Source organism: Kitasatospora sp. NPDC032121, assembly GCF_055580145.1.
In genome coordinates, this window is sequence record NZ_JBVILX010000030.1 from 1 (window position 1) to 15,770 (window position 15,770).

Annotated in this window: 12 protein-coding genes and 1 pseudogene; 6 read left to right on the forward strand and 7 right to left on the reverse strand. The window is 73.4% G+C overall.

From position 1 onward, the window contains the following. Positions 1-82: 82 nt before the first annotated feature. Both ACZ5OX_RS37500 and ACZ5OX_RS37505 read right to left on the reverse strand, forming a co-directional pair. Positions 83-1,201 carry a fatty acid desaturase family protein gene (locus ACZ5OX_RS37500; protein ID WP_465636456.1) on the reverse strand — a complete coding sequence of 373 codons (1,119 nt, stop codon included), beginning with the start codon at positions 1,199-1,201 and terminating at the stop codon, positions 83-85. Positions 1,202-1,208: 7 nt separating this feature from the next. After that, positions 1,209-2,270 carry a ferredoxin reductase gene (locus ACZ5OX_RS37505; protein ID WP_465636458.1) on the reverse strand — a complete coding sequence of 354 codons (1,062 nt, stop codon included), beginning with the start codon at positions 2,268-2,270 and terminating at the stop codon, positions 1,209-1,211. Between the two features lie 88 nt (positions 2,271-2,358). Here ACZ5OX_RS37505 and ACZ5OX_RS37510 point away from each other — a divergent pair, with 88 nt between their 5' ends. After that, positions 2,359-3,498, forward strand: coding sequence for a PucR family transcriptional regulator (locus tag ACZ5OX_RS37510; RefSeq protein WP_465636460.1), 1,140 nt, complete (start codon positions 2,359-2,361; stop codon positions 3,496-3,498). 135 nt (positions 3,499-3,633) lie between these two features. Here the strand turns inward: ACZ5OX_RS37510 and ACZ5OX_RS37515 are convergent. Beyond that, a pseudogene (locus ACZ5OX_RS37515) lies at positions 3,634-4,371 on the reverse strand (PHP domain-containing protein); the annotation flags it as partial. Positions 4,372-4,475: 104 nt separating this feature from the next. On the opposite strand from ACZ5OX_RS37515, the gene ACZ5OX_RS37520 reads away from it, so the two are divergent. Next, positions 4,476-5,942: an aminotransferase class I/II-fold pyridoxal phosphate-dependent enzyme gene (locus ACZ5OX_RS37520; protein ID WP_465636462.1), complete on the forward strand. Its 1,467-nt coding sequence runs from the start codon at positions 4,476-4,478 to the stop codon at positions 5,940-5,942. 12 nt (positions 5,943-5,954) lie between these two features. Further along, positions 5,955-6,548 carry a CinA family protein gene (locus ACZ5OX_RS37525; RefSeq protein ID WP_465636464.1) on the forward strand — a complete coding sequence of 198 codons (594 nt, stop codon included), beginning with the start codon at positions 5,955-5,957 and terminating at the stop codon, positions 6,546-6,548. A 77-nt stretch (positions 6,549-6,625) separates the two neighbouring features. On the opposite strand, the gene ACZ5OX_RS37530 is transcribed toward ACZ5OX_RS37525, so the two are convergent. Further along, positions 6,626-6,979 carry a hypothetical protein gene (locus tag ACZ5OX_RS37530; RefSeq protein WP_465636520.1) on the reverse strand — a complete coding sequence of 118 codons (354 nt, stop codon included), beginning with the start codon at positions 6,977-6,979 and terminating at the stop codon, positions 6,626-6,628. 278 nt (positions 6,980-7,257) lie between these two features. Between ACZ5OX_RS37530 and ACZ5OX_RS37535 the strand changes: the two genes are divergently transcribed. The 3 genes from ACZ5OX_RS37535 (at position 7,258) to ACZ5OX_RS37545 (ending at position 12,454) form a co-directional block, all read left to right on the forward strand. Further along, complete coding sequence (locus tag ACZ5OX_RS37535; RefSeq protein ID WP_465636466.1) at positions 7,258-8,538, forward strand: metal-dependent hydrolase family protein; 1,281 nt, start codon at positions 7,258-7,260, stop codon at positions 8,536-8,538. Positions 8,539-8,680: 142 nt separating this feature from the next. Then, positions 8,681-9,292 (forward strand): hypothetical protein, encoded by a 612-nt coding sequence (locus tag ACZ5OX_RS37540; RefSeq protein ID WP_465636467.1) that lies wholly within the window; start codon positions 8,681-8,683, stop codon positions 9,290-9,292. A 330-nt stretch (positions 9,293-9,622) separates the two neighbouring features. Next, positions 9,623-12,454 (forward strand): hypothetical protein, encoded by a 2,832-nt coding sequence (locus tag ACZ5OX_RS37545; protein WP_465636469.1) that lies wholly within the window; start codon positions 9,623-9,625, stop codon positions 12,452-12,454. A gap of 19 nt (positions 12,455-12,473) precedes the next feature. Here ACZ5OX_RS37545 and ACZ5OX_RS37550 read toward each other — a convergent pair whose 3' ends face one another. The 3 genes from ACZ5OX_RS37550 to ACZ5OX_RS37560 all read right to left on the reverse strand — a co-directional run. Next, positions 12,474-13,874, reverse strand: a complete 1,401-nt coding sequence (locus tag ACZ5OX_RS37550; protein WP_465636471.1) for an MFS transporter — start codon at positions 13,872-13,874, stop codon at positions 12,474-12,476. A gap of 134 nt (positions 13,875-14,008) precedes the next feature. Further along, positions 14,009-14,365 carry an ArsR/SmtB family transcription factor gene (locus ACZ5OX_RS37555; protein WP_392880600.1) on the reverse strand — a complete coding sequence of 119 codons (357 nt, stop codon included), beginning with the start codon at positions 14,363-14,365 and terminating at the stop codon, positions 14,009-14,011. 107 nt (positions 14,366-14,472) lie between these two features. Then, the coding region (locus tag ACZ5OX_RS37560) for an MSCRAMM family protein (protein ID WP_465636473.1) at positions 14,473-15,770 on the reverse strand (1,298 nt) is incomplete at its 5' end.

The window sequence follows — 15,770 nt, forward strand, 5'->3', positions numbered from 1 at the left end:
TCAACGTTCTCTGGGCCCTGATTCGTGACAGACGGTGCTACCACATCACACCCCCAGCGACCGAGACGGCTTGACAACGACATTAGGAAGCGACGAGCTCATGCTCGCGGTCCGGCATCTCGACCTTGGGCTTCCTGTTCGGCAGCGAGAGCCGGAAGACCTTGTGCCACGCGGAGAACACCTGCTTGGGCAGCGGCCCGGTGACGTACTCCAACTCGTACTTCTCGAACAGCGCGCGCACCTTCACCGCGACCTCGGCGTACCGATTGCTCGGCAGGTCCGGGAACAGGTGGTGCTCGATCTGGTGCGACAGGTTGCCGGTCATGAAGTGCATGGCCTTGCTGCCGCTGATGTTCGCCGAACCCATCATCTGGCGCAGGTACCACTGGCCGCGCGTCTCGCCCTTGATCGACTGGCGCTCGAAGACCCGGACGCCCTCGGGGAAGTGCCCGCACATGATCACCGAGTGGGTCCAGAGGTTGCGGACCAGGTTCGCGGTGAAGGTGGCGGCGAGCGTGGTGAGGAACGACGGGCCCGAGAGCAGCGGGTGGATCACGTAGTCCTTGAGCGCCTGCTTGCGGATCTTGCGGCCCACGGCCTTGGCCCGCGCGCGGAACTCCGGGTCCTTGCGGCGACGCTTGTGCAGGTTCTTGCCGAGCTCCAGGTCGTACGCCGCGATGCCGTACTCGAAGAAGCAGGCGTTGAGGAAGTTCCACAGCGGCTGGCCGAGGTGGAAGGGGTGCCACTTCTGGTCCTCGTCGACGCGCATGATGCCGTAGCCGAGGTCGTTGTCCTTGCCGATCACGTTGGTGTACGTGTGGTGCAGCTCGTTGTGCGAGTGCTTCCACTGCTCGGACGGCGAGACGTGGTCCCACTCCCAGGTGGTGGAGTGGATCTTCGGGTCCCGCATCCAGTCCCACTGGCCGTGCAGGACGTTGTGGCCGATCTCCATGTTGTCCATGATCTTCGCCACGGACAGGCCGGCGGTGCCGAGCAGCCACGCGGGTGGGAAGATTGAGAACAGCAGCACGCCCCTGCTGGCCAGCTCGAGCTTGCGCTGCGCCGAGATGACCTTGCGGATGTAGGCAGCGTCCTTCTCGCCGCGGCTGGCGATCACCTCGTCGCGGATCGCGTCCAGTTCGCGGCCGAGCTCCTCGATCTGCTCCGCGGTCAGGTGGGCGGTGGGGTCGATGGCGGTCAAGGTGCGTCTACCGTTCGATGTCGCAGGGGCCCGCCGCGGCGGACACGCAGGTCTGGATGAGGACGCCCGGCTCGGCCTCGGTGATCTCGCCGGTGCGCAGGTCGCGGATGGCGCCCGCCTTGAGCGGCGTGACGCAGCCGAAGCAGATGCCCATGCGGCACCCGGAGGGCATGAGCACGCCGGCCTCCTCGCCGATGTCCAGCAACGACGTGGCGCCGTCCGCGTCGACGGCCCTGCCGGTGGCGCTGAACGTGACCTCGCCGCCCTCGCCGGCGCCGGCGACGACGATGCCGGGGCGGAAGCGTTCGGTGTGCAGTCGCACTCGGACGCCGTGCTCGGTCCAGTGCTCCTCCGCGGCGTCGAGCAGGCCCGCGGGCCCGCAGGCCCAGGTCTCGCGCTCGGCCCAGTCGGGCACGAGTTCGCCGAGACGGGCGACGTCGAGCCTGCCGTCCGTCTCGGTGTGCACCTCGGTGAGGCGCAGCTTGCCGTCCGCGACCAGGCTGTGCAGTTCGTCGCGGAAGATCACGTCTTGCGGCCGCGACGCGCAGTGGACCATGACGACGTCGGCGAACTCGTGGTCGCGCAGCATGCCCATCACGGGCGTGATGCCGCTGCCGGCCGTCAGGTAGAGCACCTTGGCGGGCTTGGCCTGCGGCAGCACGAAGTCACCGGTCGGCTGGTCGAGCTGGACCAGCGTGCCCGGTGTCGCCCTGTGGACCAGGTGGTTGCTGACCTTGCCGTCCGGGATCGCCTTCACGGTGATCGTGATGCGGCCGTCCGGACGGTTCGTCGGCGAGGTGAGGGAGTAGGCCCGCCACAGGCGCCTCCCGTCGACGTCGACCCCGATCCGCACGTACTGACCGGCCGTGTGGCCGCGCCAGCCCCGCCCCGGCCTGATCACGACGGTCGCGGCGTCACCCGTCTCGGGGTGCACGGCCTCGATGCGTCCCCGCAGGTCGGCGCCCGCACGCAGCGGGCTGACCAGGTCGAGGTAGTCCGACGGCAGCAGCGGCGTCGTGACCATCTCCAGCAGTTTCCATGCCCTGCCGCGGAGGGTTGCACTCGTCATGACTCCAGCTTGCTGCGCCTCGGGGCGTAAAGTCCTGACCGTAGGACGTGAATCTGGTCGGCTGAATTGTTCGTGGGGAACAAAGAACGTGAACTATGCCATCCGGAGGGCCAGCGAGCTGGTCCTGGACGAGACGACGGTCACCGCGCTTCGGGCCGCGCTGACGTCCACCGCCGACGAGGTCGTCGAGGCGATCATCGACGAGGTCCCTCCCTATGCCAACGCCCTTTCGGGCCGCATGGGCGCCACCATCCGCCGAGCCGTCCGCACCGCCCTGGGGCACTACCTGGACCTCGCAAGCGGGAACGCCACGGGTGGCGACGCCGGTGACGCGGCCTACGAGCTGGGCCGCGGCGAGGTGCGCGACGGCCGTTCGATGGACGCCCTGCTCAGCGCCTACCGCGTCGGCGCCCGCGTGGCCTGGCGGTGCCTGGCAGCGGGTGCCGTACCCGCGGGTCTGCCCGCCGCCGAGGTCGCCAAGTTCGCCGAGCTGACCTTCGCCTACATCGACGAGCTCTCCGCCGCGAGCGCCGCGGGCCATGCCGACGAGCTGGCCGCCCGGGGCAGGGCCCGGGAGCGCCACCTGGAGCACCTGGCCCGCGACCTCCTCGCCGGCGCGAGCCCGGACGTGCTGCTGGCCTCTGTCCACCGGGCCGGGTGGCAGCCTCCGGTCTCGCTGACCGCGGTCCTGCTGCCGGCCGCCCAGGCCCGGCCCGCCTACCGCGCGCTCGATCCGAGCACCCTCGTCCTCGACGATCTGCCGGACGCCACCGGTGTACTGCTCGTCCCCGACGCCGATCGATCACATCTCCTGCGGCAGCTGACCGACCGCACCGCCGTGGTCGGCCCGGCCCGGCCATGGACTCGTGCGTCCGCCTCGTACGCACGAGCCGTGCGCGCGCGTTCCCTCTCACCTGATATCCGCGACACCGAGGACCACCTGCCCGAGCTGGTGCTGAGCGCCGACGTGGACGCCTTCGCGGACCTGCGGGCCCGGGCCCTCGCACCATTGCGGACCCTGCCCGTCGCGACCGCACGGCGGCTGGAGGAGACGTTGCGGGCGTGGCTGCTGCACCAGGGCAGGCGGGAAGAGGTGGCGGCGGCGTTGTTCGTCCATCCCCAGACGGTCCGGTACCGGATGTCGCAGCTGCGGGAGCTGTTTCCGGATCTCGCATCGCCGCAGCGGGTCCTCGAACTGACGTTGGCGGTGGGTCTTCGGGCCGGCTGACGCCTCCGTCGACCGTCCACGACCGCGTCCGCGAGCGGTCCGGCGATCACGCTCTCGTTCTCGGTGCCGTCAGCCGGCTCGCGCGGTTCTCCGACGGGCGGAGCGGCGAGCGCGAGGCCGCTTCGCTTCGGGAGCGTCCGCGCTCGGCCTCAGCCGGCCAGGCCCCCGGCCGGTGATGATCCGGCCGGTGCAGTGCCCGAGCACGTCCACGTGCGGATCGCACACCGCCGCCACCATGCGGGCGGTCATCGGCCCGGGCTCCGCGCGCAGCTTCGAGTGCACGGAGGCCACCACCACGTCGAGCCGTGCGAGCAACTCCTTCTCCTGATCGAGGGAGCCGTCCGGCAGGATGTCGCACTCGATACCGGTCAGCAGCCGGAAGTCGGGGCCGAGGCGGGCATTGAGGGCGGCCACCGCCTCCAGCTGGCACCGCAGCCGCCGGTCGGGGCTCAGACCACGGGCGATCGTCAGGCGCGGCGAGTGGTCGGTCAGGACCGCCCAGCGGTGGCCCAGGGCGCGGTCGGTCTCGGCCATCTCCTCGATGGAGCCGCCAGCGTCGGACCAGTCGGAGTGCACGTGGCAGTCCCCCGTGCCGGCCACGACCAGGTCCCAGCCGGCCCGAGCGGCCGGCACGCTCTCCGCCTCCACCCGGGCGAGGTACGCCGGTACCCCGCCGCCCGACGCCTGGGCGATCACCTCCGCCGTCACCGGTCCCACGCCGCGCAGCCGCTGCACCTGCTCGGCGTCCACCGGTCCCGGCGGCAGGGCACGGACTGCGCCGGCTGCCGTGTGGAAGGCCCGCACCCGGTACGGGGAGGCGTCACGCCACTCCAGGAGGAACGCGATCCGCCGGAGCGCTTCAACCGGATCCATGCCTCCAGTGTTCGCCCTCCCGCACGCGGCAACGGCCCCCGACCCGCGCCCGGGCGGCCTGCCGGGGCGCGTTTCCTGCCACCCTCGCCGGGCACACGCGCGCCATGGACCAGTCCCAGGCACCAGTGCTCGAAGCCCTCGCGGCCTTCCACGCCAACCCGCTGACCACGTTCACCCCACCCGGCCACAGACAGGGCCGCGGCACGGACCCCCGGGTCCTGCGGACGCTGGGCGCGGACGTCTTCCTGGCGGATGTGCTGACCACCGGCGGCCTGGACGACCGCACCGACTCGCGCCGGATCCTCCAGCACGCCCAGGAGCTGATGGCCGAAGCGGTCGGCGCCGACCACACCTTCTTCTCCACCTGCGGCAGCTCCCTGTCCGTGAAGGCCGCGATGCTCGCCGTGGCCGGCCCCCACGAGGAACTCCTGGTGGGACGGGACGCGCACAAGTCCGTCGTCGCCGGACTCATCGTCGCCGGCATCCGCCCGATCTGGGTCGAACCGCAGTGGGACCCGGACCTGCACCTGGCGCACCCGCCGTCCGCCGACTCCTTCCGCGCCGCCCTCGAACAGCATCCGAACGCCAAGGGCGCACTCGTCACCTCCCCGACCCCGTACGGAACGTGTGCCGACCTGGAGGCGATCACCGACGTGTGCCACGACCACGGCAAGCCGCTGGTCGTGGACGAGGCGTGGGGCGCCCACCTGCCCTTCCACCCTCGGCTGCCGCGCTGGGCGATGGACGCGGGCGCGGACGTGTGCGTCACCTCCGTCCACAAGATGGGCTCCGGCCTGGAACAGGGCTCCGTGTTCCACCTCCAGGGCGCCCTCGTCGAGGCCGCGGTCCTCAAGCAGCGCGAGGACCTGCTCGGCACCACCAGCCCGTCGGCCCTGGTCTACGCGGCCCTGGACGGCTGGCGCCGCCAGATGGTCCAGCACGGCCGCGCCCTCTACGACGCCGCCCTCGACCTCGTCGAGGCCACGCGCGAGCGCATCGAGCGGTTGGAGGGCCCGCACGTCCACGGCCGCGACGACTTCTGCGCCCCGGAGCGAGCCGCCGACCTCGACCCGCTCCAGGTGATCATCGACATCTCCGCACTGGGCACCAGCGGATACGCGGCAGGCGACTGGCTGCGCTCTCACCGCCAGCTCACGCTCCACCTGTGCGACCACCGCCGCATCAGCGCCCAGTTCACCCACGCCGACAGCACCACCACCGCCGACGCCCTCGTCGACGGCCTGACCGAACTCGTCGCGATCGCCCCGGACCTGCGCCCGGTGCCCCGCATCCACGTCCCCGGTCCCGCCCAGTTGCGGCTGGAGCAGGTCCTGCTGCCGCGCGACGCCTTCTTCGGACCCGTCGAACAGGTGCCGGTCGAGAAGGCGGCCGGACGGGTCTGCGCGGAGATGCTCACCCCCTACCCGCCCGGCATCCCCGCCGCCCTCCCCGGTGAGCGCCTCAACGACGACGTGCTCGCCTACCTGCGCAGCGGCCACGACGCGGGCATGCTCGTCCCCGACAGTTCCGACCCGGACCTGGCCGCGGTGCGCGTCACCGTCGAGACCTGAACGGCCGAGCCCATGACGCACGAGCCCGGCCCCGGACGGCCTCCCGGCGCCCGCGGCCCTGGCGGGCTGGACCAGCCGCCGGTCGGTCCCGCGGGACTCGATCCGGCCGGGACGCTGGCGCGGCACATCACCGCCGCCCTGGCAGCAGCGGGCCACACGCTCGCCGTCGCCGAGTCGCTCACCGCGGGCCGTCTGGCCACCGCGCTGGCGGACGCCCCCGGCGCCGGGCCCACCTTCCTCGGCGGCATCGTCGCCTACGCCACCGAGACCAAGGCCGCCCTGCTGCACGTCGACGCCTCGCTGCTGGCCACCACCGGCGCGGTCCATCCCGAGGTCGCCGCCCAGATGGCCCGAGGGGTCCGCACGGCCACCGGTGCCACCTACGGTCTCGCCACCACCGGCGTCGCCGGGCCCGCGCCCCAGGACGGCCGGCCGGTCGGCACCATCTACGTCGCCCTCGCCACTCCCCGCGCCACCACCACGGCCGAACCCGACCCATCCGGTGACGGGCGCGAGGACATCCAGCACGCGAGTGTCCTCGCCGCCCTGCAGCTCCTCCACGACAACCTGCGGCCACCACGGCCTCCTGCCGGGCGGGCCCCGTAGCGAGCCGCCTCCACGCCACCGTTCTCCCGCCCGCCTGCGCACACAGCCGTCGGCGCAGGCGGGCGGGAGAGGAGGGCTCAGCCCGCCGCGGGGAAGCGCTCCCAGATCCGGTGGGTTTCGAGCTGCTCGGCCAGCGCCGACACGGCCTGCCCACCGCTCGTCTCGGTGAACACACCCGGCGCGTGGGGATCGACCCCCGCCGCCCAGAGGGCGCGCGCGTCGTCGTCGCCGGCGACCGGCTTGGCATGGCGGTAGGCCTCGTTGACCAGCAGGACGCCCCAGGAGTCAAGCGTCGGCCGGCCGCCCGCGACCGCGCCGGACTTGGCGTCCCGGGCCCCGCGGTCGTCGGCTCCCGGCGTGGCCTCCCCTGATCGAGCGGCGGGTCGTACTGCCGCTGTCAGAGCCGGAGTCGGGGCGCTAAGCGGGCCGATCCGTACCGGACGGCCGTGTTCGGCGGCCGCGTGCGGTCAGCAGCGCCGACAGGCCGGCCCAGTCCACGAACGTCACCCCGGTCAGGTCCACGACGGTTCCGGCCTCGCAGCTGCTTGCCGCATCCACGAGGGGGCGGTGAGTCCCCGCGCCGCGCAGATGTCGACTTCGCCCCCGACGGCGGCCCGAACGGTGTCGGCCGTTCCCAGGGTGAGGCGCACGGTCAGCTACCCGGGTGTGCCGTCTGGTGGCGGTCCCCCGGCCGGGCGAGGATGGCGGCATGGGTGTCGACGGCTCCGCTGCCGGGCTGCTGGTGACGAACGTGCGCGTCTTCGACGGGATCGGCCCGGAGGCGGTGCCGGGGCACGTCCGGATCGAGCGGGACAGGATCGCCGAGGTGCTGCCGGGCGCCCCGTCCCCGCGAGGCGCCCAGGGGGCGACGGTGCTCGACGGCGGCGGCCGCACGCTCATCCCGGGGCTCACCGACGCGCACGTCCACCTGTTCGCGATCGGCGGCACCATGGCGGAGCTGCAGCTCGGATCGACCGGCGCCGTCTACTACCAGGCGCTGGCCTCGGCCCGCGAGATGCTGATGCGCGGCTTCACCACCGTCCGGGACATGGCCGGCGACACCGAGCCGCTGCGGCGGGTCGTCGACCGCGGGCTGTTCCCCGGCCCGCGGATCTACCCGAGCCAGGCGGCCGTGTCCCAGACCTCCGGCCACGGTGACTTCGGGACCGCCTACGACACCCCGACGGCCCTGGGCGGTCCACAGGCCCGCACCGAACAGCTCGGGTTCACGCGGGTGGCCGACGGGCCGGAGCGGGTGCTCGCCGCGGTGCGCGAGCAGCTGAGGAAGGGCGCGGCGCAGATCAAGCTGATGGCCGGCGGAGGTGTCGTCTCCGAGTTCGACCCGCTGGACGTCCTGCAGTTCACCACCGCGGAACTCGAGGCGGCGGTGGCCGCGGCCGCCGACTGGGGCACCTACGTGGCCGCGCACGTCTACACCTCCGAGGGCGTGCGCCGCGCGGTGGACGCCGGGGTGCGCTGCATCGAGCACGGACACCTCGTCGACGAGGACACCGTCCGCCACCTCGCGCGGAAGAACGTGTGGCTGAGCACCCAGCCGTTCGAGGTCGACGACCATCACTACGCCTCCCCGGACAGCGACCGCAAGAACCGCGAGGTGTGCGAGGGCGTCGCCCGTACCTTCGGCTGGGCACAGCGGCACGGCGTGCGGCTGGCCTTCGGCACCGACCTGGTGTTCGATCCCGGGAAGGCTTACCGGCAGAACGAGATGCTCGTCCGGCTCGGCGACCACCTCAGCCCCGTCGAGGCCCTGAAGCTGGCCACCTCCGGCAACGCCGAACTGTTCCGCATGTCCGGTCGCCGCGACCCCTATCGGGCGGCGCCGCTCGGAGTCATCGCACCGGGGGCCTGGGCCGACCTCCTGGTCGTCGACGGCGACCCGACCACCGACCTGTCCGTCCTCGCCGACCCCGAACGCAACCTGCGCCTCATCGTCAGGGGCGGCGTCGTCCACAAGAACGAACTCGACTGACGTCCCCACCGCACAGCGGAACACCGAGGGCCCGTCATCACGGGTGATGGCCCTGCTCGGCGCACCGGGATTGCCGGGCCCCGCCGGTCCCGGGAGGCTGGGAGCCGGGGGGAACCACCCGAGCACCAGGGAGCCCCCGCACATGTCCCCGAAGACCGTAGCGGTCGCCGTCGCCGCCCTCGCCGGCACCGTCACCCTGGCCCACTTCGCCTACGCGGGCGCGCCCGTCACCCTGAACATGGCCACCGGCAGCGCCGACTGCACGGTCTCCTGGACGAAGGACGGCGTCACCTTCAAGCCCCTCACCCCCGGCAGCAACGCCTCGGCCTTCCTGGACAAGGACGCCACCGGGACGGTCACCATCGACCTCACCGCCGTCGGCAACCCCGTCGCCCTGGCCGACTCCGTCTACATCCGCACGGCGGCCAAGGGCGGCTTCACCCTGACCGACACCTCCGGCCACTACGTGCAGGCCACCAACCTCGAAGGCAGCCTCTCCGGCGACAGCACCTTCGTCGTGCAGACCAGCAGCGACCCCGCGGGCACCCGCATCCCCGTGTACAACATCCCCACCCGGCCCGAGATCACCCCCTTCGTCCAATCCGTGGTCCCGCCCCGGGTCGACCTCGCGCTGTCCGACATCCGGATGAGCGTCCTGCCCGAGTTCGCCGCCGTGATGAACCAGACCTTCGGCGACGGCAGCATCCAGCCCGGCGACCGGTTCGGCACCTGCACCGCCCAGACCAGTTCCTGAGTCGGCCTCAGCAGAACGGAACGCCGGCACAACGGATACGGCGGCGGCTCGGTTCAGCATCCGGGGCGGGAATGTTCCCGAAAAGGAAGTTCCCAGGTCAAAGCAGTGAACTGAAGCCGGAGTTGTGAAATGTGCACGCCCTTTCAAGGGCTTCTCCCCTGGCGCCGATGCCGCCAATTCCAGGAAAGATTCCATTACTTACTCGATCGGCACGAATCCCTTCCGCTCGCCGACCGAATCTGACAGCATCGTCCGCTATCCGGCGACCGAAGGCCGGTGATCACCGCGCCGGCATGCCCGTGGGAAGCGGCAGAAGGACGAAGGGGAGATGTGACCACCCAGGCCGGCACCACCGCGCCCAACCCCGCGCCCGCCCACGCCCACGCCCACGCCCACCGCCCCGCACCCTGGGTCCGCACCAGACTGCGGGCGAACCCGCTGGCCGCGCTGCTCATGGCGGCCCTCGCGTTCGTCACCGTCTTCCTGGCGGCGGCCTTCCCCCGCGTCGCGGACCGGGGCGCGGACACGGCGCTCCAGGATTTCGTCCGGCAGAAGGGCCTCCACCCGACCAGCCTGCACACCACCTCCAAGACGCGGGACGACGACACCGCCGCCGCACTCGACCGGGTGCAGCAGCAGCTCGTCGAGCAGGTCGGCGGGCAGCTGACGCTGGCCCAGCGGAACCAGGCCTACGGCGCCCGCGCCCTGAGCGAGCACTCCATGGCCAATCCGGGGTACGCCCACATCTCCGACAAGGAGCCCTACCCGGCCCTCGGCCTGCTCTACCTGCACGACCTGGCCTCCCGGGCCACCCTCACCGAGGGCACCTGGCCTACCCCCGGCACCGTCGGCGGCCCGCTGCCGATCGTGGTCAGCAAGCAGGCCGCGGAGACCATCCACATCAAGCTCGGTGACGTCATCGACAACGGCGCCGAGAACTCGGGTGCCGAGCGGACCACCGTGGTGGTCGGCCTCTACCAGGTCGACGACCCCCAGGACCCGTTCTGGGACGAGCTCGGCTGCCCGGCCCGCGCCTGCCTGAACACCCGGGCCGACCACGAGCACTGGTCGACCAGCGGGTTCGTCGACGGCGGCAGCCTGCCCGCGATGGTCCGCTGGGGTTCGAACGCCGAGAACTTCTGGCGGCTGTCCGTCGACCCCACCTCGCTGCGCACCGACCGGATCGACGGCACCCGCGGCGTCATCACGTCCTTCCTGACCGGGCGCGACGCCACCGCCCTGGTCGACCGGACCAGGCGCGCCGACCTGCACACCGTCTCGGGTCTGCCCGAGATCCTCACCGAGGCGGACCGGCGCCACCGGGCCACGCTGCCGCTCAGCGCGATCGGCCCGGCCGGTGTCGCGGGCGTCGCCACCGTGGTGCTGTTCCTGGCCGCCGCGCTCACCACCGACCGGCGCGCCGCCGAGATCCGGCTGCTCCGGGCCCGCGGCGGCTCCCGCACCGGGGTGCTGCGACGGCTGCTCGCCGAGGGCGCGGTCACCGTGCTGCCCGCCGCCGTGCTCGGCACGGCCCTCGCCCTGGTGCTGCTGCCCACCGCCCGGTGGGAGCGCGCGGTGCTGGCGGCGCTGGTCGCGACCCTGGTCGCGCTGCTGGCCTTTCCGGTTCGCGCGGCCCTGCTGCGGTCCCGGCGGCGGCCGGTCGGCGGCCGGCGCCGACTGGTCGGCGAGCTCGCCGTCCTGGCGGTCGCCGTCACCGCCGTGGCGGAGGTCCGACGCCGGGGCGTCGGCCACCCCGGGGCCGGGGTGGACCCGCTGCTGGTCGCCGCGCCGCTCCTGCTCGCCGTCACCGGCGGACTGGTGCTGGCCCGGATCGAGCCGGTGGCGGTCGGCCGGCTGGCCGCCCTGGTCGGCCGGGGCCGCGGCCTGATCGGCTTCCTCGGCCTCGCCCGGGCCGCCCGCGACGGCTCCGGCCGTCGCAAGCCCTCCGTGCTGCCGCTGCTCGCCCTGCTGATCGCCGTCACCACCACCGGCTTCGGCGCCACCGTGCTCGACACCGTCGACCACGTACGGACCCACGCGGCGCGCATCGCCACGGGCGGGGACATCGCCGTCTCCCTCCCGGACTACGCCACCCTGACCGGGTCGTTCACCGAGGCCGCCGCCGCCCTGCCGGGCGTCCGGGCCTCGACCGCGGTCCAGATCCAGCCCAAGGTCCGCATCGTCGACGACGACCGCAGTGCCACCGAGGCCTACCTGGTGATGGTGGCCGATCCGGCGGCGTACGCGGAGATCGCCCGGACCCTCGGGGTCGACGGGTTCGACGCGGCGAAGCTGGCGGGGACGCCCGGCGGCCGGGACACCCCGGTGCCCGCGCTGGTCAGCCGCGACCTGGCGGAGCGCCTGGCCGCAGGGCCGTCCCAGGTCCGCACGCCCAACGGCAACGACCTGCGTCTCGGCGTCGCCGGGATCGTCGCCGCCACCCCCGCGCTGCCGGACCCGGGCAAGCCGTTCGCCGTCGTCTCGGCCGGCGCCGCCTGGGAGCGGCTGCCGGACGCCCGGCGGCCGAACCAGTGGTTCGCCGTCGGCGACATCGACCCCGAAGGGGTCAGGACCGCCCTGCGGGACAACAGCGGCGCCCGGCCGGTCGGTCTGGCCAAGCTGATCGCGGACAGCGCCACGGCCGTCGGCAAGGACACCCACGGCCTGCCCGCCGGATTCACGGTGCACAGCAGCCGGGAGACCGCCGCCGCGCTCGGCGACGACCCGCTGCAGCACGCCGCCGAGCGGCTGTTCTGGTACGCGGCGGCGGCCGGAGCCGGGTACGCCCTGCTCGCCGTGCTGCTGACGCTGGTCCGGGCCGCGGCCGACCGTACGGCCCTGCTCGCCCGGCTGCGCACCATGGGCCTGCGGCCCCGCCAGGGGCTGGCACTGATCGTCACCGAGGCGCTGCCGCGGACGCTGGCCACGGCCGTCGGCGGCGGCCTGGTCGCGGCCGCGGCGGTCGCCCTGCTGGGCGGCGCGTTCGACATCTCGACGCTGGTCGGCGCCAGGGTCGGGGAGGCCGTCACCCCCACCCTGCTGCCGGTGCTGCTGCCCACCGCGGGCCTGGCCCTGCTGGTCGGGCTCGGGGTGGTGGCGGAGGCACTGGTCGCCGGCCGGCGGCAGATCGCCACCGAACTGCGGGCCGGGGAGCAGCCGTGACCGTCCCGCCGGACAGGCGCTACCCCGGCATCCGCCGCCCCGCCCCCGCACCCCGCGGCACTCCGCTCAGGCCGCGCGGCCGCACCCTCCGCCCGGCAGGCCCGACGGGAGCGGAGCCGGCGGCCCGACCGGTCGCGCTCCCCGCCCCGGGCACCGAGCGCCAGGCCCGGGCGGCCAGCGCACCGGAGGCGAGGGCGACACCGCCGAGGGCGACCGAGGCCGCGCCGAGGCCCAGCGCGGCGCCGAGCCAGCCGGCCAGGGGGTAGGTGAGCAGCCAGCAGCCGTGGGAGAGCGAGAACTGGGCGGCGAAGACGGCGGGGAGGTCCTCCGTGGCCACCGAGTCGCGCAGGACCCGGCCGGTGGGGGTGAGGATCAGTGAGCCGGCCGCGCCGAAGGCGGCCCAGACGGCGAGCAGGACGGGCCAGTGCCAGGCGCCCGGCCCGGCGGCCGTGAGCGCGGCGAGCAGGGCGAAGAGCCCGACGATGCCGAAGGCCGCCGGGAGCATGACGATCCGGTCCGGGACCCGGTCCAGCACCCGGGGCAGCAGCAGCGCCACGGCCATCGACCCGGCCCCGTAGGCACCGAGCGCGATCGGGACGTCGGCGGCCGGGCGGCCGAGCTGGCCGCGGACGTAGACGACGGTGTTGACGATCACCATCGCCCCGGCGGCGGCCGCCGCGAGGTCCAGGGCGAGCATCGCGCGCAGCCGGGGCACGGCGAGGAACAGCCGGGTGCCGCGTCCGGACCTCGCGAGGACACCGGCCCGCTCCGGGCGGACCGGCTCCGGGCGAACCGGCTCCGGGCGAACCGGCTCCAGAGGAACGGGCTCCGGGACCGGCTCCGGGCGAACGGGCTTCGGCAGGACGGCGGAGAGCACCAGCGCCGCGGAGGCGAGGAACCCGGCCGCCGTGCCCCAGAACAGCCAGTTGTAGCTGATCAGGGCGAGCAGGGTGGCCGCCAGCACCGGGCTGACCAGGCTCTCGGTGTCGTAGGCGAGCCGGGACAGCGACAGGGCGCGGGTGTACTCGCGCTCCGCGGGCAGCACCTCGGGGATCACCGACTGGAAGGCCGGGGTGAACGCCGCCGAGGCGGACTGCAGGACGAAGATCAGGACGTAGACCTGCCACACCTCGGTGACGAACGGCAGGGTGAGGGCCACCGCGGCCCGGGTGAGGTCGGAGGCGGCCATCAGCCGCCGCCGCGGGATGCGGTGGGCCAGCGCGGAGACCACCGGAGCGATGCCGACGTACGCGAGCATCTTGATCGCCAGCGCGGTGCCGAGCACCGATCCGGCGTCCGCTCCGGCGAGGTCGTACGCCAGGAGACCGAGCGCCACCGTGGCGAGGCCGGTGCCCACCAGGGCGACGATCTGGGCGGCGAACAGGTGCAGATAGGTGCGGTTGCGCAGCACGGACAGCATGGGGACCCCGCTCGACTGGGCGCGGCAGGACGGCACCACCAGGATAGGTCAACATGTGCACCCATGTGCACATGTTGACCGGAAAGCGGCCCGCACCCCGGAGGGCACGGGCCGGAGACTCGGTCGAGCGGGGGTCAGTCGTGCGGCGGGAGCCCGCCGATCTGGTGGTCGGCGACGCTCAGCGCCTCGTCGACCAGCCGCCGCAGATGGCCGTGGCGCAGCGCGTACACGACGCGCCGGCCGTCCTTGCGGGTGGTGACCAGCCCCGCCAGCCGGAGCTTGCCGAGGTGCTGGCTGACCGACGTCCGCGGGGCTCCGGTCGCCTCGGTGAGCGTGGTCACGTCCGCCTCACCGGCGCTCAGCCGCTGGAGCAGGGCGAGCCGGGTGCGGTCCGCGAGCAGCGCCAGGATGCCGGCCGCGGCGTCCAGCCGCTCGTCGTCCCGATGCTCCTGCGCATGGTGTGCACCTGATATCCGAAGGCTCCCGCTCATGGCGACATCGTAGGGCCCCGGGCGCCGCCTGCCGAAGCACCGTGGCACCGGACCGGCACGACGAGGCCGGAGGAGCCGCTCGCGACTCCTCCGGCCGGTTGGTCACCTCAGGCGTTCTTCGCCCAGAGGAAGCCCGGTACGGGGGTGTACCGCGCGACCGCACGCCAGTCGTCGTCCGGCGGGCAGGGGGTGGGCGGACACGGGGGCGGCGGGCACTCCTTGCTGTCCTTGACCGTGATCTCCACGCACGGGCAGTCCTCGGTCAGCTCGACCGTGGCCACCGCGGGCTGCGGCAGCTCGTAGCCGGGAGGCGCCTGCGTCTCCTGCCAGTAGTACATGCCCAGCGGCAGGTCGGCGGCGGAGCAGACACCCGACGCGGGGGTCACGCACGGAGCACCCACGGGGGTGTCCGGGTTCGTCCCGTCGGTCTGCAGGCCCGCGACGCCGTTGGTCTCACGCCACAGCTGGAAGGTCGCCCCCGCCAGCGGCTTCCCGGTGTCGGCGTCCACCTTCGTGACGGAGGTGGACCCGGGCGGGGTGGACGACTTCGCGTCCTTGACGGTGACCTGGACGTCCGGCCGGGCAGCGTCGAGCACCACCGTCGTCACCGCGGGCTGTGGCAGCTCGTAGCCGGGAGGCGCCGCCGTCTCCTGCCAGTAGTACGTACCCAGCGCCAGGTCGTCCGCCGAGCAGACCCCCGTGGCCGGGGTGACGCACGGAGCGCCGACGGCCGTGTCCGGGTTCGCCCCGCCGGTCTGCAGACCGGGCACGCCGTTGGTCTCGTGCCACAGCTGGAAGACCGCACCCGCCAGGGGGTGGCCGGTCTCGGCGTCCACCTTCGTGACGGTGGTGGACCCGGTCGGCACGACCGACTTCACGTCCTTCACCGTGACCTGGATGTTCTGCCCGTCGGTGTCCAGCACCACCGTCGTCACCGCGGGCTGCGGCAGGTCGTAGCCGGGAGGCGCCGCTGTCTCCTGCCAGTAGTACGTGCCCAGCGGCAGGCCGTCCGCGACACAGACACCCGACGCGGGCGTCACGCACGCCGAACCCACGGCCGTGTCCGGGTTCGCCCCGGAGGTCTGGAGGCCGGCCACGCCGTTGCTCTCGCGCCACAGCTGGAAGGAGGCTCCGGCGAGCGGCTGTCCGGTGACGGAGTCGACCTTGGTGACGCTGGTGGCACCGGTCGGAGCGACGGTCTTGGCGTCGGCGACGGTGACCGCCACGTTCTGCCCGTTGGCGTCCAGTTCCACGGTGGTCACGTTGAGGTCGGGCAGCTCGTACCCGTCGGGGGCCGAGACCTCCTGCCAGTAGTAGGTGCCCAGCGGCAGGCCGGTCGCCGAGCAGACACCCGACGCGGGGGTCACGCACGGGGAGCCCACGGCGGTGTCGGGGTTCGCCCCGG